General features: G+C 62.4%; 21 protein-coding genes and 1 pseudogene. 2 read left to right on the top strand and 20 right to left on the bottom strand.

Going from position 1 to position 18,078, the window contains the following annotated elements; genetic code table 11:
* The first annotated feature begins 84 nt into the window (after nt 1-84).
* Both G4O04_03725 and G4O04_03720 read left to right on the top strand, forming a co-directional pair.
* On the top strand, nt 85-1,167 hold the full coding sequence (locus G4O04_03725; protein ID HEY57639.1) for an SAM-dependent DNA methyltransferase: 1,083 nt from the start codon (nt 85-87) through the stop codon (nt 1,165-1,167).
* A 21-nt stretch (nt 1,168-1,188) separates the two neighbouring features.
* Nucleotides 1,189-1,500 (top strand): M48 family metallopeptidase, encoded by a 312-nt coding sequence (locus G4O04_03720; protein HEY57638.1) that lies wholly within the window; start codon nt 1,189-1,191, stop codon nt 1,498-1,500.
* Nucleotides 1,501-2,187: 687 nt separating this feature from the next.
* Here G4O04_03720 and G4O04_03715 read toward each other — a convergent pair.
* The 20 genes and pseudogenes from G4O04_03715 to G4O04_03620 all read right to left on the bottom strand — a co-directional run bounded on the left by G4O04_03715 (nt 2,188) and on the right by G4O04_03620 (nt 18,026).
* A pseudogene (locus G4O04_03715) lies at nt 2,188-2,295 on the bottom strand (energy transducer TonB).
* Between the two features lie 197 nt (nt 2,296-2,492).
* A complete protein-coding gene (locus G4O04_03710) occupies nt 2,493-3,716 on the bottom strand; it encodes a hypothetical protein (protein ID HEY57637.1) in 1,224 nt (407 codons plus the stop codon).
* Nucleotides 3,709-4,140: a hypothetical protein gene (locus G4O04_03705; GenBank protein HEY57636.1), complete on the bottom strand. Its 432-nt coding sequence runs from the start codon at nt 4,138-4,140 to the stop codon at nt 3,709-3,711. The genes G4O04_03710 and G4O04_03705 overlap by 8 nt, the downstream gene beginning before the upstream one ends.
* A gap of 75 nt (nt 4,141-4,215) precedes the next feature.
* Nucleotides 4,216-4,359, bottom strand: coding sequence for a hypothetical protein (locus G4O04_03700; protein ID HEY57635.1), 144 nt, complete (start codon nt 4,357-4,359; stop codon nt 4,216-4,218).
* A gap of 117 nt (nt 4,360-4,476) precedes the next feature.
* Nucleotides 4,477-5,013 carry a hypothetical protein gene (locus G4O04_03695; protein ID HEY57634.1) on the bottom strand — a complete coding sequence of 179 codons (537 nt, stop codon included), beginning with the start codon at nt 5,011-5,013 and terminating at the stop codon, nt 4,477-4,479.
* Nucleotides 5,000-5,413, bottom strand: coding sequence for a hypothetical protein (locus tag G4O04_03690; GenBank protein ID HEY57633.1), 414 nt, complete (start codon nt 5,411-5,413; stop codon nt 5,000-5,002). Before G4O04_03690 ends, G4O04_03695 begins: the two co-directional genes overlap by 14 nt.
* Before the next feature lie 16 nt (nt 5,414-5,429).
* Nucleotides 5,430-5,582 (bottom strand): hypothetical protein, encoded by a 153-nt coding sequence (locus G4O04_03685; GenBank protein ID HEY57632.1) that lies wholly within the window; start codon nt 5,580-5,582, stop codon nt 5,430-5,432.
* Between the two features lie 22 nt (nt 5,583-5,604).
* Nucleotides 5,605-6,063: a prepilin peptidase gene (locus G4O04_03680; GenBank protein HEY57631.1), complete on the bottom strand. Its 459-nt coding sequence runs from the start codon at nt 6,061-6,063 to the stop codon at nt 5,605-5,607.
* Nucleotides 6,063-6,938: a hypothetical protein gene (locus G4O04_03675; GenBank protein ID HEY57630.1), complete on the bottom strand. Its 876-nt coding sequence runs from the start codon at nt 6,936-6,938 to the stop codon at nt 6,063-6,065. The genes G4O04_03680 and G4O04_03675 overlap by 1 nt, the downstream gene beginning before the upstream one ends.
* Nucleotides 6,935-7,828 (bottom strand): hypothetical protein, encoded by an 894-nt coding sequence (locus tag G4O04_03670; protein HEY57629.1) that lies wholly within the window; start codon nt 7,826-7,828, stop codon nt 6,935-6,937. The genes G4O04_03675 and G4O04_03670 overlap by 4 nt, the downstream gene beginning before the upstream one ends.
* Nucleotides 7,825-9,102 (bottom strand): CpaF family protein, encoded by a 1,278-nt coding sequence (locus tag G4O04_03665; protein ID HEY57628.1) that lies wholly within the window; start codon nt 9,100-9,102, stop codon nt 7,825-7,827. The genes G4O04_03670 and G4O04_03665 overlap by 4 nt, the downstream gene beginning before the upstream one ends.
* Before the next feature lie 38 nt (nt 9,103-9,140).
* Nucleotides 9,141-10,433: a ParA family protein gene (locus G4O04_03660; protein ID HEY57627.1), complete on the bottom strand. Its 1,293-nt coding sequence runs from the start codon at nt 10,431-10,433 to the stop codon at nt 9,141-9,143.
* Nucleotides 10,434-10,446: 13 nt separating this feature from the next.
* Nucleotides 10,447-11,265: a Flp pilus assembly protein CpaB gene (locus G4O04_03655; GenBank protein HEY57626.1), complete on the bottom strand. Its 819-nt coding sequence runs from the start codon at nt 11,263-11,265 to the stop codon at nt 10,447-10,449.
* A gap of 26 nt (nt 11,266-11,291) precedes the next feature.
* Nucleotides 11,292-11,501 (bottom strand): hypothetical protein, encoded by a 210-nt coding sequence (locus tag G4O04_03650; GenBank protein ID HEY57625.1) that lies wholly within the window; start codon nt 11,499-11,501, stop codon nt 11,292-11,294.
* Nucleotides 11,498-11,755 carry a hypothetical protein gene (locus G4O04_03645; GenBank protein HEY57624.1) on the bottom strand — a complete coding sequence of 86 codons (258 nt, stop codon included), beginning with the start codon at nt 11,753-11,755 and terminating at the stop codon, nt 11,498-11,500. The genes G4O04_03650 and G4O04_03645 overlap by 4 nt, the downstream gene beginning before the upstream one ends.
* Before the next feature lie 11 nt (nt 11,756-11,766).
* Complete coding sequence (locus G4O04_03640; protein HEY57623.1) at nt 11,767-15,312, bottom strand: ATP-binding protein; 3,546 nt, start codon at nt 15,310-15,312, stop codon at nt 11,767-11,769.
* A gap of 260 nt (nt 15,313-15,572) precedes the next feature.
* On the bottom strand, nt 15,573-16,196 hold the full coding sequence (locus G4O04_03635; protein ID HEY57622.1) for a hypothetical protein: 624 nt from the start codon (nt 16,194-16,196) through the stop codon (nt 15,573-15,575).
* A gap of 19 nt (nt 16,197-16,215) precedes the next feature.
* Nucleotides 16,216-16,761, bottom strand: coding sequence for a hypothetical protein (locus G4O04_03630; protein HEY57621.1), 546 nt, complete (start codon nt 16,759-16,761; stop codon nt 16,216-16,218).
* Nucleotides 16,762-16,776: 15 nt separating this feature from the next.
* Complete coding sequence (locus G4O04_03625; GenBank protein HEY57620.1) at nt 16,777-17,442, bottom strand: hypothetical protein; 666 nt, start codon at nt 17,440-17,442, stop codon at nt 16,777-16,779.
* Nucleotides 17,443-17,741: 299 nt separating this feature from the next.
* On the bottom strand, nt 17,742-18,026 hold the full coding sequence (locus G4O04_03620) for a hypothetical protein (GenBank protein HEY57619.1): 285 nt from the start codon (nt 18,024-18,026) through the stop codon (nt 17,742-17,744).
* Nucleotides 18,027-18,078 lie beyond the last annotated feature (52 nt).

The following is an 18,078-nucleotide window of genomic DNA, read 5'->3' as shown; positions in this document are numbered from 1 at the left end:
TTCGGCCTGATATACTCTGCGTTTCTTGATCCCCCGGTCTCAGTTGACATTTCATACCTCTCATCCCACGGAGTGCAGAAACCTATGACTTCCCTGGACATTTCCACGCTCGAATCCTGGCTCTGGGATGCAGCCTGCAAGTTGCGTGGGCCTGTGGACGCGCCCAAGTTCAAGGACTACATCCTCCCCCTCGTCTTCCTCAAGCGCCTGTCCGACGTGTTCGACGATGAGGTCCAGCGCGTGGCCGGGGAATTCGCCATGCCCCTGGACGAGGCGCTTAACCTGGTCGAGCAGGACCACGACCTGGTCCGCTTTTACATCCCGCCCGGAGCCCGCTGGGCCCACATCCGCAACCTGCCCGTCCACAATCTGGGCCAGCAGTTGACCGATGCGGTGCGGGCCGTGGCCCGCGAGAACCCGCGCCTGAGCGGTGTCATCGACATCACCGATTTCAACGCCACCACCGCGGGCCAGCGCATCGTGGACGACCCCTACCTGCACCGCCTGATCCAGGTGCTTTCCCAGCACCGTTTGGGCCTGCGCGATGTGGAGCCCGACATCCTGGGCCGCGCCTATGAGTACCTCCTGCGCAAGTTCGCGGAGGGGGCGGGCCAATCCGCCGGCGAATTCTACACCCCGCGCATGGTCGGCGTGCTTATGGCCCGCATTCTCGATCCCGAACCTGGCATGAGCGTGTACGACCCCACCTGCGGCTCCGGCGGCCTCCTGGTCAAGACCTTCCTCCGCTTCCTGGAGAAGTACGGCGAGGAGGAGAATGGCCGTCTGAAAATCCCCGGCCACATCGAGGAAATTCGCGTCTTTGGGCAAGACATCAACGCCTCCGCCTACGCCATGGCCTGGATGAATGTAGTCATCCACGACATCCAGGACGCGGAAATCCGCCTGGGCGATACAATGCGCAAGCCCGCGTTCTTGGACCCCTCGGGCCGTCACCCTGCGCAACATGCTCAAGAACCCCGACCGCATCCAGCGCGTGGCCCGCTTCGTGGTCGAGCACTACCGCCAATACGTGGAACCCCTGGGCTACAAGGCCCTCATGGTGGCCGTCGATCGGGAAGCCTGTGCGCTGTACAAAGAAGCCTTCGTACAAGGTGCTGCGGCGTCACGGGGTTCAGAAGAACTTGTCCGAAGTGGTGCAAAGTCTGATGGACGTGTTGGTGCGTCGCCATGAGTAGGACCACGGATGACCTGGTGCGCCGCGAAATCTTCAAGGCTGAGGTGCAGCGCTGGGCCGCGCGCATCGGCGTGGAGGTGAAAGAAAGCCACCTGCGCCGTATGCGCCGCAAGTGGGCCAGCGCCTCCCGCCGCGGCCGCCATTGGACGGCGTTCACCGAGAACGGCTTAGCCAGCTCATGCAGGATATCGGCAAAGGTCTTTTCGGACATCGCTCACCTCCTGGATAGGAATGGCCCTCCCCGTGGTACGGACGGGGAGGGCGAAACGTTCGCATCCTCATCCGTGCCGTACCCACGGGGATAGGCCACCGCACCAGAAGGTGGGCGGCCACGACATCCCTTCTGCTTTGCTTGTTAAGGTGCCGGGCATGGGGGGCGGGCAGCCCCGACCGAGGGGCGAGCGAACTCGCCCCACCGTCGGGACTGCCCGGGGGCCTGGTTGGCCACCGTAAAAATGTGTCGCACAAGAAGCCTTGTGCGACACAAAACAGTGTCTTGCGCCGCAAAAACCGCCCAAAATGGGCCGTTATCGGCGAAAAAATGTGTCGCACAATCCTCTGCTGCTCCCTGGGGATACACCCCGTTACCTTCCCAGGTCCAAATCCTTCACGGTTACCCAACCCCACTCCCCGTTGGGCAATTGCACCCAGGCGTAGCCATCCTGTTCGTGGTCGAGCAAAATGGGGGTGTGGGGCGAAAGCCAGCGTACGATGGAGCCCCTATTAGCGTCATAGAACGCCGTCTCGCGGTTGCCAGTGGCGGTATTGGGGGAGAAGTCCCAGGCGACCACGCCGTAGGCCATCCAACCGGAGGCCAAGCCGTAGTCGGTGGGGAAGCCCACTTCGGCCCAGGTTAACCCGCCGTGTTCTTTTTGTTGCCCCGTCCAGGTGACCTCGGTGCCGTTGGGTAGGCAGTCCAGCGGCTCCGCCATGCTGTCCGGGGCCGGGCGCACATACGCGCATGCTCCGCCGGGTGCCCATACCACCAGGCGGGGCAACGGCGTAGGCGTAGGCCTTGGTGTGACCGTGGGTGTGGGGGGAATCGGCGTGGCCGTGGGCAACGTCATCGCCGCCGCCGGAGGCGGCTCTTGGGGGGCATTTTTGACGCCCAGGAAAAGCGTAGCCGCGAACACCACCAACCCGGTCACCGCAACGGAGACCAGGACAACCCAACGCGGCACGGGGGCGCGGAGGGTATCCAGAATGCGGTCAGTAAGGTCGGAGTTTTCGTGGGGCTTCTCTGCCTCGGCCTCGTTTAGGGAGCGTTGCAGTTCATCCCAACCGGCCAGGGTATCGCTCATGACCATTCCTCCAACCAAAGGGGCGTGTCTGTTGAGATTTCCACCCAGGAAATAGAAATCAGGCTCTCCAAATCCGTCGCTACCCCAGGGAGACGTTGTTTCTTGCAATCGCCCACCAACAATGCCCGATGGTCGGGGGTCATGGCACACAGGGCCACGCGCCCGCCATTGAGTTGGGCGATGTTGCGCCATTTGGCCGCTTTTTCGCGTTCCCCACGTTCCACCTCTACGAATAGCCGTTGCCCGTCCTTTGCCACCAGTACATCAGGCGGCGTCTTCCCATTGGCTTCAGGCATGACCTCAGCCTGCCAGCCTCGGATGCGGGCATGAAGGGCAAAGATGAGCACGGCCACGGTGTGGGCGGAGAAGCGGTCGCCTTCGTGGAGGCGCAGCAACCGCTCCCATTCGCCTTCGCGCACCTCGAACCCTAAGGCTTGGGCCACCGCTCTCCCGTTGTCCGTGAGGCGTGCCAGGGCCAGACTCGTCCGAGGCTTGGAAAGGCGCAAAGTTTGGGTTTCGATTAATTCCAACTGGGCCAACCTGTTGAAGGTTCGGCGAATGCTCCCGCTTCGCGGTTTCAAGCCGTTGACTTGAGCCAGCACCCAGTCTACTTCCAGTCGGATGCTCAACCCCTGAGCCAATAGCCAGAGGATTTGCACCTCGCGCTGATAACGCTGCCCTCTGCCCAGGGCGTCGCGTAATCGCACGGGAATTTGGGTGCGGGGCGGGGTTTCGCGTCCTTTGAGCCGTTCGACCAGTTGCTGCAATGGCAAAGCCTTTGCCGTTTTGACTTCGGTTTTAGTTTCGACCGGTGTAGTTAGAGTATGTTCAGGTTGGAGAGGCGCGGTTTGTTCTTTCTCGGCCCGTTGCAGGGCAGCTTCCAGTTCCTCAATACGGGCGGTGAGTTGCTGGATTTGGGCGCGGAGTTTCTTGTCGGGGTCTGGGCACCTCGTCATTCCCCAGGCCGGGGTTTTCGGGGAATTCGTCACCAGGGCCTGCTGGAAGAAGGTTCGCCACTCGGACGGCCCCCACCCGGCAGGGGCGTGGGAGTCGTTATGGCGGATGTCATCCAGGTGCTCCGCCAGCCCCAGGCGATGCACCAGGTTTTGCATCAAACCATGGTAGGCCCGGATCTGGGCCTCGGCCTGCAAGCGCAAATCTCGCTCAGCCTCCACCAGGGTCTGATGCAAGCGTTCCACTACGCCGTCCGCCTTACTCACCGGATAGGCCCTCCAGGGCATGTTGCAGTACCTCTCGCACCTGCTCCTCCTCTCGACGTCCAGCCACCCAGTCCTGGACGGCCTGAGCGGCCTGGACCAGCGCCTCCCGGCGACCGGTCAGGGCGTCCAGGACCTCGGCCCGCTGCCAGCGGGCAGCGATTTGCTCTGCCTGCCAAGCCGTGCGTAAATTGGGCCGACTGTCCAGAAGCGCAGCCAGGGCCTCAGCGTCCCGGCGCATGGCGGCCAGTTGGCGGGTGTACTGCCGCTGAACGGCCCGAAAGCGCCAATCGGCCCAAGTCAGCACCTTGGGCGGATTGGGCGTCACCACACGGCCATACGCGCCCAGGCCCACCAGAACAAGGAATAAAACCAAGGTCCAGAGGATGGCTTTGGCGTTGCCCTGAAATTCCAGTTCCAGTTCCATGTTTCACCTGGGTAAATGCCCCTTGGGGCAGCGGCCCGGCCTGTGTGACCGGCCACCGCGCGGGCCGTTTGCGGTTCAGGCCAGCCGGTAAAGCATGACCAGGACGACCAAGAACAACCGGCGCACCTTGAACGCAATCAGCCGCCCCAAGATGGCTTCCACTGTCAGCCAGATTAGGCTGACCCACACCATGGTTGCCGTAATCCGCGTTTTGCGCATGGGGCACCCCCTCCTGAGGAAGGATGAACGGGGGTGGTGCGCGGTGTGCCCACCACGGCCCGCGCGGCCAAGCCGTGGTGAGGGCGGTACGGCAACCTGAGTGGCCTTGTCAAAGTGCTAATGCAGCGGGCTGGCGCGAAGCCAACTCTCCGTCACCACGCGCAGGTGGATGCCATGGGAGATATTGTTACCAGGTTTGTCACGAATGGGTATCTTGGGCGGCCGCCAGGGTGGCAGCGTATCCCTACCACCAGCGGGCGGTTCAGTAAGGAGAGCCAGGTCGCCAAAGGGAATGACCACGGCCCGTCCGTCACAGGACACCCGCGCCAGACCCTGGAAGCGAAAGGAGATTTGTGGGTTCTTCAGGGTTTTGCCTAAGTAGGGCTGCAAGACTTGTAGAAATACAGCACGTCCCACCAAGCGGGCGCGGTAATCCTCAATCACGGCCTCGCCCATGTACTGGAACACCGGCGCGTCCAAGCCGCCCTCGGCGGCCGCTTGGCAGGCAGCATCAGTAGCCAAGCGCAAGGCGCGATAGCCTTGCCAGGCCCGGCCCAGGTTCACAGTAGCCAAAATCATAGCGGGGGTAGCAAGCATGAGCACGGCCACCCAAATCATAGAGCCACCCCACTCCCAGCGGCTACCAACCCTCATGCCTGAACCTCCCCTCCGCGTGGCCTTCAATCCATTGGGGCATGTTCACGCCCATCATGGACGACAGCCCCGCGAAGTAGTTGGGTACGCGGTAGGTCACGTGCACGACGACCACGGAACCGCGACGGTTGTCCGCCTGGACAGAAACCTGGAATTGAATTCCTGTGGAATGAACCTGACTGATGCGCGATTGAGCCGCTGCCTTGGCAATGGCCACACTGTTTTGTTGCGCCACAGCGCCCATACGAGCGCCATAATGCGCAGCGTTCTGAGCGACCAAGTCCGCCATACCTACCTGAAACATGTTGACCAGCGCCAAGGCGACAAGTAAGAGGACAGGGAGCGTGAGTGCGTCTTCCACCAACCTGCCTTGTTGGTCTTCAAGAAATCCTCGCAGCACCCTCCGCCTCCTATGGTCAGGGCAGGCTTTGGACAATCCTGTTGAACACCTCAGCAATTTTAGGGCCCAAGGCGAAGATTGCGGTAATAACCGCAATCACTGCCCCGGCGATATAGAGGGCGTCCTCGATGAAACGAGCGCGAACATCATGGAGGAAGCGAGACAACATGATGTACCTCCGAGGGATGGGATTAAAACAAAAAGCCCATCGCTGGGGCTTCGTGCACCAGGCGCACTACGCCCACGATGGACGCTTTGATTATAGCCAGGTGCGGTGGGAATGTCAAGACCATGAATGGTACGGCGGGGATGTCTTGTAGCGGTTTGCCTTGCCAGCGCCGCACTTTGGCCCACACCCCGGCTAAGACCAGACCCACCATGGCGGCGTAGCCCCAGCCCGGGTCCAGCAGGCTCAGGGCAAGGGCGATTTTGGCGTCAGCCCCGCCCACGGCCCCCAAAACCCACAGCCCAAACCAGGCCAGGGCCAAAAGAAGCGCCCACCCCAGGGTGGCCTCTTTCTCCCAAAGGAAACGCCACAAGCCCGCCAGGACCAGGACGGGCAGGGTTAGGATGTTGGGCACGGTGCGCGTGCGCAGGTCCCAGAGAGCGCACACGCCCAGCCAGAGGCTTACCATGCCAACCCACGCCATCACAGGGCTCCCAAAGCAGGCACCAGGTTCACCAAGAGCAGCACGGCCACGAAGGGGAAGAAGAAAAAGAGGGCGATGACGGGCCAGATGCGGCTGTCCAACTGCTCGATGCGGCGCTCCAACAAAGCCTGATACTCATCGGCCAGGCTTTGGGCCACGCCGCTCATTAGGCGCGCGCCCTCGGCCCCCTTCACGGCCACCACATTCAACTGGCGGGCGAAAACGGCCAGGGCCGGCACGCCCTCGCGGGAGAACACCTCCACCACGGCCCCGCGCACCGGCGCATTGGCCGGGGCAAAGAGAGGCCGTCCGGTCTCACGGGCGAAAGTGAGGGCGTCGGCGAGCAACCCGGCCAGGGGGCCGGGGAGCACAGCGGCCCGCCGGACGGCCTCCTCAGGCGGAGTTCCGGCGGCCAGTTCGGCGGCCACGATGGAGGCTACAGCGGGCAGGTCGCGGGTGGTGGCCTCCTTGGCATCCTCGGCGGCGCTGTAGAGGCGTACCCAGGGAAGGGCCAAGCCCAGGGGCACGGCCAGGCTAAGCACGGGCACGCCTGTGATCAGAGCCAACACCAAACCCAGGAAACCAAAGCCTAGGGATTGGAGGGCGATATTGCCCAGGGTTTGGCCGGTCATGCGTCCACTTCGTTGCGCCCAGCGCAGACGGCGCTCCCAAATATCGAGGGAGAAAAAGCGGGCAAAGAGGCCCAAGGCGGCCTTCTCGGCCCGGCTGGACTGGGCCTGCCCCTGACCCTGAGAGGCGCGGAAGTCCAACAGGTGGTGGTAGCCTGTGGTGCGTTCCAACGCCCAGGAGACACCCGCATAACCCAGCCAGGCCAAACCCAAACCTGCCAGGATGATGCCCAACAGAGCCATCATTGCAACACCTCATTCATCATGGATTGCAAGAGAACCCAGCCCACGGCCACCAGTACCCCCAGGGCCAACAAGCTCAAGCGGCCCAGGGGGGTGCCAAAAGGCACGGGGTTGGCGCGGATGGAGAAATACACAGCCCCGCCCAGGGTGAAGAGGATTACCCGCAGGGTGGAACGAGCGCCGTCAATCTCGGCTTGGGCGTGGCTACGGGCGCGGAGAATGCGAGCCTGATTCTCAGCGGCTAGGCGGAAGGCGTCGGCAAATTGGGCACCGCCGGTCTCCCAGAGCCGCCCCACTTCCACCACGGCCAAAAGCAGGACAGGGGAGATGTGCCCGGCTTCCTCGTGCAGGGTCTCGAAACCCCGGCGTCCGTGGAGGCGCAGTTCCTGGACAAAGCGCTCCATCCAGGCGCGCAGGGGGCCACGCTCGTCCAGGGCGGCCAGGGTATCGTCCAGGGCATCGAGGACATTTGGGGTTACGGAGACCGTGCTACCCAAGGTGCGCAGAAAGGTGGGCATCTCGGTCTCAATGCCGCGCATCACCTTATGCCAGCGGCCCTCTATCCAGCCCTGAACGCCCAGGTAACCCAACAAACCTCCGGCCCCCATGGCAATCCAGAGGGGCAGACGCAGCCAGAGGCCCACTAAAGTCAAAACCAAGCCCGCGCCCAAGGTCAACAGGGCCACGGCTTCCGTCTCCCGCCCGGCGACTCGTTCTCCCAAAGCCAGGCGGATTTTGTGCGCCCGGCTGCCCACGGGCACAGGGGTGGCCTCTTGGGCCACGGCGTAGTAGGTCTCCAGGGAACGCACCGCGCTCAGGCGTTCCAGGGCTTCGCGCCCGGCCCAGTACCCGGCCAGGGCCAGGGCCAAAGCAGACAACAACACACCAATCATGACACCTCCTTCTCCGTTCGGCCGGGCATATCGCCCAGTAGACGGCGCTGGATGGGTTCCAGGGTGGTCTGGCCGGAGCCGTAGGCGTAGCGTTGGCGGAATTTCACATTGCCGCCGTGAAGCTGGGCGTCCACCTCCCAGACGCCCATGATGCGGCGTTTGCCGTCGGCCCAGTCCAGATAGACCAGTACATCGACGGCCAGGGCCAAGGTGCTCTTGGTGCCAGAACGCCCGATGGACAAGTCGTTGAAAACCAAAGTTTCGATGGTCTGCACGGCCTCCTCCGGCCCAAAGGCGTGCAGACTGGTCATGCCAGGGTGGCCGGAGAGTTGGGCGCGGAGCAGATTCATCACATGGTCGCCGCGGCGAACCTCGCCCACGATGAGCCAGTCAGGGCGCATACGCATAACGTCGGCCAGGGCATCGGCGATGGTGTAGGCTTTCATGGTCTCCCGCTCGGCCCAGGAGGGGCTGTAGGGTTCGATGGTGATCACGTTGGGATGGTCGAGGAAGATTTCCTCAGGGTCCTCAACCTTGATGATGCGGGCTTCGCGAGGTATGCCATCGCAAAGAGCGGAGAGCAAGGTGGTCTTGCCCATGGTCGTGCCGCCCACGATCATGATGCGGGCCCTGCGGGCGACCAGCTCCAGCAGGCCCTGGATGACGCCTTCAGGAGCCAATCCCCAATCGATAAGGTCTTGGGGTAGCACCCGGCGGGGATAGAACAGGCGGACGGAGATGGCGGGGTAACCGTCGCCCACGGTGAGGATGGGGTGGAGGATTTTTACCCGCGCTCCACCGAAACCGGAGGCTTTGTCACGGCGCAGGCGTCCGTTGATGGTGGGGTTGGCGATGGAGAGTTGCTGACCGACCATCCCGGCCAAGGCCTCGGCGACGCGCATAGCCTCTTCTACGGTGGGGCGGTAGCCCACTACGGGTTCCATGTAGCGGGCGTCGCGGCGCTGGACAAAGAGGGAACCGTCCGGATTAAGGGCGATTTCGGTGAACTCCTCCGGGCGGAGCAAATCGTCCAGGAAGCCCAGGCCGCTGACGCGGGCCACAACCTGGGTAACCATGGCGGCCATTTGAGCGGCGTTGGTGTTCCAGCCCAGGGCCTGCAATGCCTGAAGCACGCCCCCCCGCGCGCGCGCCCGCAGTTGCTCGCGGTTACGAACAACTGCGGTGTCCAAGCCGCGCAGGCTTTCGATGGCTCGTTTCACCACCCGCTCCTGCTGCTCCTCAGTGAGGGCGATTTGGTTCAGTTGTTGCCACATGAGAACATCTCCTGTCGCGATGTCACGATGCCACAAACTCAAAAGGGCAGTTTGATGCGTAAACGTTTTGTTCCGTTGTCACCAACGGGGGGCTGGGAGGCCCCGCCAAACAGTTCAGTGGCCAGCGTGTCCATAGCCCGGGCCAGAGGGTCGCAGGCGAGATAAGGCCAGTCGCCTCGGTCGTGGGCCTGACCGACTTCCAGGCGGTCGGGGATGGACACGGACACTGGCGGGAAGGCGGCCTGGGGGTTATTTGGCTTGAGGTAGCGGTTAGCTAGGTCGTGGAAAGATTTGGAATCTATGCGATCGCGCACGCGATTGAGCACGACACGCAGGTTCTGGGGGTGGAGTAGGTTTTCCAGGCCCAAGCGCTCAACCACAGTACGGTAGCCCTCCACGGTGCGCATAACGCCTTCCACGGAAGGGCGAGCGACCAACAACAACAGATTGATGACGCCCAGGGCAGCGACGGACTCCATGGAAGGGGGCAGGTCGAAGACGATGGCGGCGTAGCCCAAGCGGATGGCCTGGTCAGCCAGGTTGCGCAAAGAGTTAGCGGCGTCGGGGGGCGTGCTGATGGCCTGGGCGGCGGAGAGCATATCGGGGAACCCAGCGAGGACATCCACCACATCGCGCTTTTGCAGGGCAGCCTTGAGGCTTTCCTGGGATGGATTCGCCCGCCAGGTAGTGATGTTGGGCTGGGGCTTGAGGCCGAGGATGAGGGGTAAGTCGTCAGGCGCACCCATCCCTACGAGTAAGGTGGGGATACCGCGCCGGGCGGCGGCAAAGGCCAGGTTACTGGCAATGGTGGTCTTCCCCACCCCGCCTGCCAGGCTCCACACGCCAACTAGGCGCACGGGAAGCACCTGGCGGGCACCACTGAGCTCGGCGCTCCAAGAAGCACCGTTCTGCCGTTGTAGCATTTGGGCATCGGTCACCATGGTACGCACCAGATCCACCAGGTTAGCCGTGTCGCGGTAGAACTTCACCCCGTCACGACGCATGGCGGCTTGCACGGCATGAAAGTCGGCGTCGGGGATCTGGGCAGGGAAGACGACATAGATTAGGGGAACCTGCAACCCATTGAGCAAGTCAGCCAGGTCTTGTGGCCCTTGGGCCAGCAGGGCGTCCAAGAGGAGGATTTGGGGGTTGGCGGCCAGTTTGGCATGCAAGTCCTCGCGGGCCACGGCGCGGGCGACCACGCGTAAGCGGGGTTCGTTGGCGATGACGCTGTACCACATATCGGCGGTCTGAGGCAACCCGGCCAAGAGGACGGTGGCGACGTCGGCGTTTTGCGTCAGTTGGTCTAACCAGGTGTTGTTATTCGTCATGAAGCACCTCCGGCTAAGGGGCAGGCGTCGGGGTCGGTGTAGGCGTGGAGCCGGGCGTCACTACCAACTCCGGCAAGAAGAGGCCGGAGGAGACCAAGGGTTGAGCCTTCTCGGGGACAAGGTAGAGGCTGAGTTTGACGCCCGTGCCGCCCTGGTCGAGAGCGCTGAGCAGTTCTACGGCGTTGACGGTGCGGGTTTCCGGCGGAAGGCCCAAGTCGCTGAAGTCGTAAATTACGGTCTGGGCAGAGATGGGCACGGCCAGGGCGACCACACCTTCCTTTGCCTGAGTGGGAAGAGCCAGTCCCCCACCCACCAGGATGTCCTCTTGTTGCTGTTGGGCATTGGGGGAATGCGCCTGAAAATCAGGGGAAACCCAGACCACGCGCAGGTTCTCGATGGTGGCCTTGGCGTAGAGGCCCTGGTCGAAGCCCTGGTGACCGAAAATCAGGGTGACGCCCACGCGCTCGCCAGGTTGGAGCAGTCCGGCGATGCCGCTGCTGCGGGAAACTTGGACGGCCACCAGCCGCTCGTTGGGCTTGAGAGCCTGGGCTGGATTAGGGAGGCCGCCCAAAGCGGCAGCGGTAATCACATCGCCCGCCAGACGGGGGACAGCCAGAGTTTGGCCAACCACCTGGGCGGGGTCGGTGAAGGCGTCTTGGGGCGGGTTAGCCATGGAGGCCAAAGTAAGGTCAGCCTCGGTAAGGGTGTGACCAGCGTCCAGGCTTTTGACGACCACCACCACGGACTGGGTGGGTGTGGAGAGACCGGAAGCCAGGGCCAGGCCGACCAGAAAGAGAATTACGGCAGCGATGAGGGGGAGAAAGCGTTTCATTGTCTTTATCCTCCAACAAGGTGGGATTACTTTTGGTTGCGCAAGGCCGCAACGATGCCCAGGGCGTCGCGCATACGCTGCAAGCGCCAGTCCTTAACCTGAGTCTCGTTGCGATCGGTGACGATGATCAGCACAGGGAAGTCATCCGGGGGCGACTGGCGCAATCCAGCCAGCCACTCGGTCAACTCGGACAGCAATTTAGCGGCTTGATGGAGGTGGGATGAAATCTGACTCATGGCGTGCTCTCCTGAGTAGGGAGGATAGTGGGGGTGAAGGTGGCAAGCCAGGCGGGGGGCGAAGCCCACCAGCCTGGCGTGGGGGTGGGAGTTAAGAGTTGCCCGGGCAAATCAGGCGGTGACCAGGTAGTAGGCGTGGGAGTAACTGCCGGGCCAATGAGGCCCTTGGCGGCCAGCAGACCCATCCCGGTCAGTACCGCCAGAAGAAGCACCAGGAAAAGGACAGACCAAGGGATGTTTTGCTTTGTCGTCATATGTCTTTCTCCTACAGGGTGATGCGGCCCAGTTTCTCGGCCAATTCGTCGTCGTTGGGTTCGGGCACATCCAGCAGGAGGGGACGGAAGAGGAAGGTCTGGGTCTCCCGCCGGTCGAAGTCGTAGGCGAAGCGGCCCAGCATCATGGCCACGGAAAGGTCGGAGAGCAACCGGCGCATCTCGTTGTCCTGGAAGCCTACCTCGGTGTAGCCCAGGAGGGAGAGCACCTGCTTTTTGTCCTCTGGGTCGGTGATGTGGCCGATGAGCACATTGGGGCAAGAGTGGAGTACGCCCTGGGGGAGCAGGCTGGGATTTTGCACGGCAAAACCAAAGAAGATTTTGTACTTGCGGCTATCCCGCACCATGATGTCGTAACTCTCGGCCAGGGACTGCACGTTGTCCTCACGGTTGCCAGAAGCGGAGAGGCCGGAGAAGACCACATTGGCCTCCTCGTAGAACATGAACATGGGGGCGGTGTCCATCTGGCGCTGGCGACGGTTGACGCGGTCGTAATAGAAAATCCACCCGGCCCAACCAAGGAGGAACCCGGCGGCCCGCTTGTCCAGGCCTTTGCCCTCCAGGATGACGATGCGCTGGTCTGAGAGCAAGTCGGGTAAGTCCACCGCGTCCCGGCCGGGGGCAAATTGCAGGGCCGGTGCCCCCACCACCAAGGGCCGCAGGCGCACCATTAGCCCGCTGAGGATGTCCTGCATGATGCGGTCGCGGGGGCCGAATTTCTCCTTAGCCTCCTCGATACGGTCGTAGAGGGCTTTGAGACTGAGTTGGGGGTTGTTCGTGCTGCGGTGCACGGCCAGGATTTGGAGTTTGTCGTATTCCCCGTGGTTGAACAAATCTCGGAGGGCTGTGCCCACAGGCTCGCCGATAAGGGCGTCCTCGCCCGCGCGCACCTTACCCCAACGGGGGTGATTCCAAACATCGGGGTCATCCGTGAGCGCTCCGGCATCCAGATACATCTCGCGGATGAGGGTCTCAAACCAAATGCGCTGCTGCTTCTGGCCCATCTGGGTCAGTTGGTCCCAGGTGTCGATGAAGCCCTTGAGGAACTGAGTGGGCGGGATGTAGCGGCTGATGCGCAGGGGGTTCCAGCGCAGGGCCCTGGGGGAGAAGGGGGAGAGTTGGCGCACATCCACCAGGCCGTCCATGCCAGGGGCGTTGAGGAGTTTGCGCCAACCAAAGCCAAAGTCGAGGACGACAATCTGGAAGCCGAGTTTCTTGCCCAGTTCGTACACCAGGCGCTCAGCGCCCACGGACTTGCCGTAGCCGCTGTTAGCGGCAAAGAGAAAGTGCATGAAGGCCCAGGGTTGGAAGCGGACGGGGGCTTGAGTGAGTTGGCCGGTTTCGGGGGAAAACTGATGGCCCAGAACTACATCTCCCTCCATCGCGGGGTAGAACATGATTTTGTTGCGGGGGATGGGTTCGACCAGTTTGACGGTGCCCTCGGCGAAGACGCCCGGCGAGGTGAGGGCGGCCAGTTGGTCGGGCACCAGAAGGGTGCTGTACTTAGTCCAGAGGATGCCGCTGAAGGGGTCGCGGCCGGGGCCTTCAGGGTCCTCCCAGGGGCGGAAAGCCAAGCCGTGGGTACGCACCAGGGGCTCGTCTTGGGGGTCTGGAGGCGTGGTGAAGACAGGGGTGGGCACATCGGGGCCGTGGAACGCCTGTGCGACGGCGGCCGCGGCGGTCTTGGCGGCGGCGTGGTCTTCCAGGAAAAGGGCGACATGGGTGAGCCAAGCCCCTTCGGCGCTAGCGCGGTCGAGGAGACCGACCAGTTGGCGCATGAGTTGGGTGAGACGGATGGCGACATCATCCTCGGTTTGCCAGGAACGTCCCAAGGAGACGCCGGGGAGCAGACCGGTGGAGAGGCCCACGCCCCAGGCTTTGCCCAGGGTTTGCCCCTGGGTGCGGCCCACAGTGTCGCCCTCCACGTGGCTGCGGCCCCAAGATTGGCCCTGACTGTGTGTTTCGCTCACCGTGTCAGAGACCGAACGGCTGGTAGACCAGAAGCTGGAGAGGGTCGTGCCCTGAGTGCGACTTTCGGCGCGGCCCGTGGTGCGAGCCGTGCCCCAGGCTTCGCCCCTGGTGTGGGCCACACCGTGGGAGCGGGACTGGAAGGTGCTGTCCGCCGTGCCGGTGGTCTCGGCCTGGCTGCTGAAGGAAGAATGGGCCACACTGCCTGAAGCACCCCAATTCGTATTGTGAGAGACGCTCCAGGAGGAAGTGTTAGTTTGAGCATGGCCGGTAGTCGTGGAGGCAGAGGAAGCGGAGGCGGAGGTGGTGGTAAGGGAGGTGCTGCTGTTAAGACCGCCTCCCACCTTGCCCAGGCCAAAGAAATTGAGACCGGCGTTCACATTAGAACCCTCAACACTTCCCTCACTCACAGAGTGAGAAGAAGTGACGCCGGTGGAGGTACTGCTGCTATCCGTGGCACTCAGGCTGCCGCCGTGGTTGCTGCCGACGGACTGACCGGAGTACCACCCGTTGTTGAGAGAGGTTCCCACGCCGCTAGCGTTTGTAACGCTGTGGCTCACGGTATGACTGCTACCGCTAGTGACGCTGTCGGAGATAGTGGTGGACTGACTCACAGTGTGACTTTGAGTATCTGCCGTGCTGTGGGTGACGCCGTGGCTGACGCTGTGGCTTACGCTGCCACCGGTGGTCGTAGTGACACCCTCGGTGTGTGCGTGGCCATGGGCCTCGCCGATATTCCACCCCTGACTCACCCCATCGGCTCGAGAGTGCGCGGTAGCGTGGGTGGTGGAATAGCCGCCGCTATGGGCCTGTTGCAAGGCAGTCATCAGGGGGATGGAAAGGGTAACGCCAATGGATTTGGTGCCCCGCTGGCGCGAGGCGACTTGGGAAACCTGACGGCTCACGTCCACCAGGTGCTGACTGAGCAAGGGGCGGGGCACCTGGCGGGAAGTGACTTGGAAGACAAAGTTTTTGCGCAGGGCCGCCAGGGCGCGGAAAAGCGCCTCATTCTGCTCGGCGGCCAAGTCGTCAGGGTCAAGACGATTATCGTCCAAGCCCTTGGGAGCGTCGCGGGGGTCGGGGTGGCCCAGGAGCAGGAGAACCTGCCCGGCCTGGGCCATGAAATCCATCATCCAGCGTACCCAATCGGGGTTGGGCGGGGCAAGGCGAGACTGAATGTGATTAGCCATAATGCCGTCCACGGCGGCCTGGCGCTCAAGGGCCAAGCGGACGGCTTCTTGCAGGGAGGGGCCCTCGGCGGTTGCGCCGTACAGTTGCACAATACCCACATGGTGGGGGCGGAAGATGCCTGCTGCGGTGTACACGAAATCCACCCCGGCGTTGTGCAGACCGCGCATGGCGGCAACCTGACGGCGGAGAAAGTTGAAATTTTCGCGTTCGCCTGTCTCGGAGAGAGGGCGAGGGAGTTGGACGAGTTCGCGGAGGGTAAGGACGCGGTAAAGGTTGCCCTGAGGGGTACCCAAGCGAAACCAGAGGTAATTAAAGCGCCCCTCGATGAGTTGTATGCCGTTGTCCAGAATATTCAGCGCACCCTTGCCGCTGTCGTCCATAGTGCACCTCTCGGAAGTTGATATAAAAGTGGGCACATAGGCCCAGGCCCCCTTAAGGCAGCAAACCGGTCACCACCCCAGGCGCTCACTTTTATTTCTTATTTTCCTCCCGCCACCAGGCGACCGCTTCGTCCACCTGACCGTGGCCCTATGGTGTAGGGGCAGGCGTTGGGGGCATGGGCACGGGATTAAGCCGCACCTGCACGGGACGGCTATTCCCGTCCAGGGGGTTGTCCTGGATAGAGAGGACAAACGGCCCCTCATCGGGGTAGAGGGCCAAAGACCAAGCGGCCCCGCCGCCGGTCGCGAGGGGCGAGGGTAAGAAACGACAGGGACTGAGCCAGAGGAAGGGGTACAGGACGGAAAAGATAGCCCTGAGCAGTGTGCACGGTAGCATACAGGGGCAGAGTGTAGTCCTGGACAATTTCCTCCCCTGGGTTGTACAGAGTAAGGTCCAGGATGAGGAATACCTTACCTCCGGTGGGGGTGAAATCTTCCACCTGCAACGCCCACCAAGCGCGGTGCAAGGTGACCTGAATGCCCTTAGGCGTGGTGAAGGTGAGGGCTTTCAGGGGTTCCGGTGTAGGTGTAGGCATGGGTGTTTGTGTAGGCCCGGGCGTGGTCACAGATTCCTCCTTTGGTGAAGGTGTAGGCGTGGGGGAGGAAACGGCTGGCGTGAACAAAGTGGCCATGGCCTGTATGGTGGCGGCCAGCAGAGTTTGCTGGGCGGCGATGACGGCGTTGGCCTGAGCGGCCTGGGTCTGGATGGCCCGGGCAGTCGCCCGGAAAGCCGTTTGGGTGGCCTGGAAGGTGCGGTACGGCCCTACCCCACAGGCCGAGGCCAGAAGGGTCAGCACAACAAGAAGAAAGCCTAAGCGCTTCATGGTCACTCCTCCTATCGCCCTATCGCCTGCCCCTGGTGCGGATGGTGGAGACCAGGTTTTCGGGGCGCTCCATGGGCGGATGGAGCCAGGCGGCCTGGGCCAGCAGGGCCAGGAAACCCAACGGGTAGGCGTACAGGGCGATGGCGATGAGGGCGTTGAGGTACACCAGGCCCTGAGCCATAGCCGGGTCGGTAGATAGTGGTCTCAAGGTGCGCCAGGCTAGGTAACCCAGGCCGATGAGGCCGTACAGGGCCAGGCCCTGTACGGCGTTCCAGCGCAGGGCGAGGGGGTCGTGGCGCTCCAGACGCACGGCGGCCAGAGCGGCCCAGGCCATGAGCAGGACGGCGTAGGGGACGGGCGGAGGGGCGAGGATGGCGGACAGCCCGGCCAGGGCCGCAGCCATGGCTACGCGCCCCCGGCGCTCCGGGCGGTCGGTGAGGGGGAGCCAGGCCAGAGGCGGCAGGGTGACCCAAATGGCCCAGTGCGCTACGATGAAGTAGAGCAGGGCGAGAAAACCGTTGAGTACCCAGAGGGCGGGGAGTAGAAAGGCGGGAAAAGTGAACATGGGTTACCTCACGGGTTATCTCACGATGGAAGTTTCGAGGAGATAGACGGGGACTCGCAATTGGGCTGTGGTGTCCTTGTCACTGCCGCGGTCTTGCACGGCCTTGACGGTGACGATGTAGTAGCCGGGGTCCAGGGGGGAGAAGTGGAAAGTGAGGGTGGCGCGTTTTTTGTTGAGGTTGAGGGCCTGCGCCCAATCGGGGGCCATGGGGTAGGAGCCTTTGACATAGGCCCCCAGATACCATGCGGCCAGTTCCTGGGTAATCCAGTCGCGGCTGCTTTGGGCCAGGGAGATGCCGACCACCTGAAACTCCTTGATGTTGGCACGGTCTGGGCCGTTGCAGTTATTGGTCTTCTTGCCGCCGCGAGCATCCAGGGAGACAGTGACGCCAACCTCGTTGGGGTCCTGACCGATAGTGAGGGGGAAAGGCGGGGAGATGGTGGTCGTATCGAGGAGGATTTCCGGCGGGTCGTATTTGCAAGTTGGCGCGCCGCCTCCGCCTCCGCCGCCCCCACCACCGCTACAGCAATCTACTTTGTCAATGTTTACATCCAGGATAGGGGATGATGAGTCGCAATCCTCTCCTACTAAGTCACGGTTACAAGCCCCAACACGCAACCACGCACGCCCAGCGTGCTTATAAAGACGCCCTAAATAGTCGTCAGGGATAACTTCCGTCACATTGCAATTGTCGGAGCCTCTACAAGGCAAGATTACATCCTGCATAGTATCCGCACACACCTCGTTGGCAGGAGACCAATGACACGCTTTTACGATACGTCCCCTTGTACCTGGTTTGCAAGTCAACGAATCACAATGTCCGCCATTGCACCACTTATCCCGCTGACTGCATCCTGCCCAGCACGCGGATTGAGGGATGGCAGCCAGGATGACAAAGGCCAGCACAATACCCATCATGATGGCATAGGGGGCATTGCGCCAGAACCAGGGGTAACGGTCGGGAAAAGAGCGCACTCTCTTCATGGCGTCACCTCCCAAGTCTCCTCTGTAGATTGCGGCATCACACCGTACAGAAAAAAACCCTCCGGCAATGAGGCCTTGGACAGGATGCGCCGCAGCACCAGGGTTGTATAGCCGGGCCATTGCGTCTCAACGGCTTGACCAAAATCGCAAGCCCATTGAGGTATTTCGGCTTTTCCAGCGTCGCAACTGACCCAATCTATCCCCTGGACAGTTGCCAAAGGCTTCTCAGCAAAGGCCATGAATACCTGGCCCTTGGGATAATCCTGACGGGCCTGCTTCAAAAAGTCCTCGCGGGTTCCCTCAAAGGGGAAAAGGACTGTCCAGGCTAGATAT

It is taken from the genome of Anaerolineae bacterium (genome assembly GCA_011176535.1).
In the GTDB taxonomy this organism is placed as follows: Bacteria; Chloroflexota; Anaerolineae; order Anaerolineales; family DRMV01; genus DUEP01.
The sequence above is the reverse complement of the archived record's forward strand: the minus strand, read 5'-3'. Positions and strand labels throughout refer to the sequence as shown.

What these genes read in the sequence shown, in the direction of transcription:
- G4O04_03725 (HEY57639.1), top strand. Translation starts at nt 85, where the DNA reads ATGACTTCCCTGGACATTTCCACGCTCGAATCCTGGCTCTGGGATGCA.
- G4O04_03720 (HEY57638.1), top strand. Translation starts at nt 1,189, where the DNA reads ATGAGTAGGACCACGGATGACCTGGTGCGCCGCGAAATCTTCAAGGCT.
- G4O04_03705 (HEY57636.1), bottom strand. Translation starts at nt 4,140, where the DNA reads ATGGAACTGGAACTGGAATTTCAGGGCAACGCCAAAGCCATCCTCTGG.
- G4O04_03700 (HEY57635.1), bottom strand. Translation starts at nt 4,359, where the DNA reads ATGCGCAAAACGCGGATTACGGCAACCATGGTGTGGGTCAGCCTAATC.
- G4O04_03695 (HEY57634.1), bottom strand. Translation starts at nt 5,013, where the DNA reads ATGAGGGTTGGTAGCCGCTGGGAGTGGGGTGGCTCTATGATTTGGGTG.
- G4O04_03685 (HEY57632.1), bottom strand. Translation starts at nt 5,582, where the DNA reads ATGTTGTCTCGCTTCCTCCATGATGTTCGCGCTCGTTTCATCGAGGAC.
- G4O04_03680 (HEY57631.1), bottom strand. Translation starts at nt 6,063, where the DNA reads ATGGCGTGGGTTGGCATGGTAAGCCTCTGGCTGGGCGTGTGCGCTCTC.
- G4O04_03675 (HEY57630.1), bottom strand. Translation starts at nt 6,938, where the DNA reads ATGATGGCTCTGTTGGGCATCATCCTGGCAGGTTTGGGTTTGGCCTGG.
- G4O04_03670 (HEY57629.1), bottom strand. Translation starts at nt 7,828, where the DNA reads ATGATTGGTGTGTTGTTGTCTGCTTTGGCCCTGGCCCTGGCCGGGTAC.
- G4O04_03665 (HEY57628.1), bottom strand. Translation starts at nt 9,102, where the DNA reads ATGTGGCAACAACTGAACCAAATCGCCCTCACTGAGGAGCAGCAGGAG.
- G4O04_03660 (HEY57627.1), bottom strand. Translation starts at nt 10,433, where the DNA reads ATGACGAATAACAACACCTGGTTAGACCAACTGACGCAAAACGCCGAC.
- G4O04_03655 (HEY57626.1), bottom strand. Translation starts at nt 11,265, where the DNA reads ATGAAACGCTTTCTCCCCCTCATCGCTGCCGTAATTCTCTTTCTGGTC.
- G4O04_03650 (HEY57625.1), bottom strand. Translation starts at nt 11,501, where the DNA reads ATGAGTCAGATTTCATCCCACCTCCATCAAGCCGCTAAATTGCTGTCC.
- G4O04_03645 (HEY57624.1), bottom strand. Translation starts at nt 11,755, where the DNA reads ATGACGACAAAGCAAAACATCCCTTGGTCTGTCCTTTTCCTGGTGCTT.
- G4O04_03640 (HEY57623.1), bottom strand. Translation starts at nt 15,312, where the DNA reads ATGGACGACAGCGGCAAGGGTGCGCTGAATATTCTGGACAACGGCATA.
- G4O04_03635 (HEY57622.1), bottom strand. Translation starts at nt 16,196, where the DNA reads ATGAAGCGCTTAGGCTTTCTTCTTGTTGTGCTGACCCTTCTGGCCTCG.
- G4O04_03630 (HEY57621.1), bottom strand. Translation starts at nt 16,761, where the DNA reads ATGTTCACTTTTCCCGCCTTTCTACTCCCCGCCCTCTGGGTACTCAAC.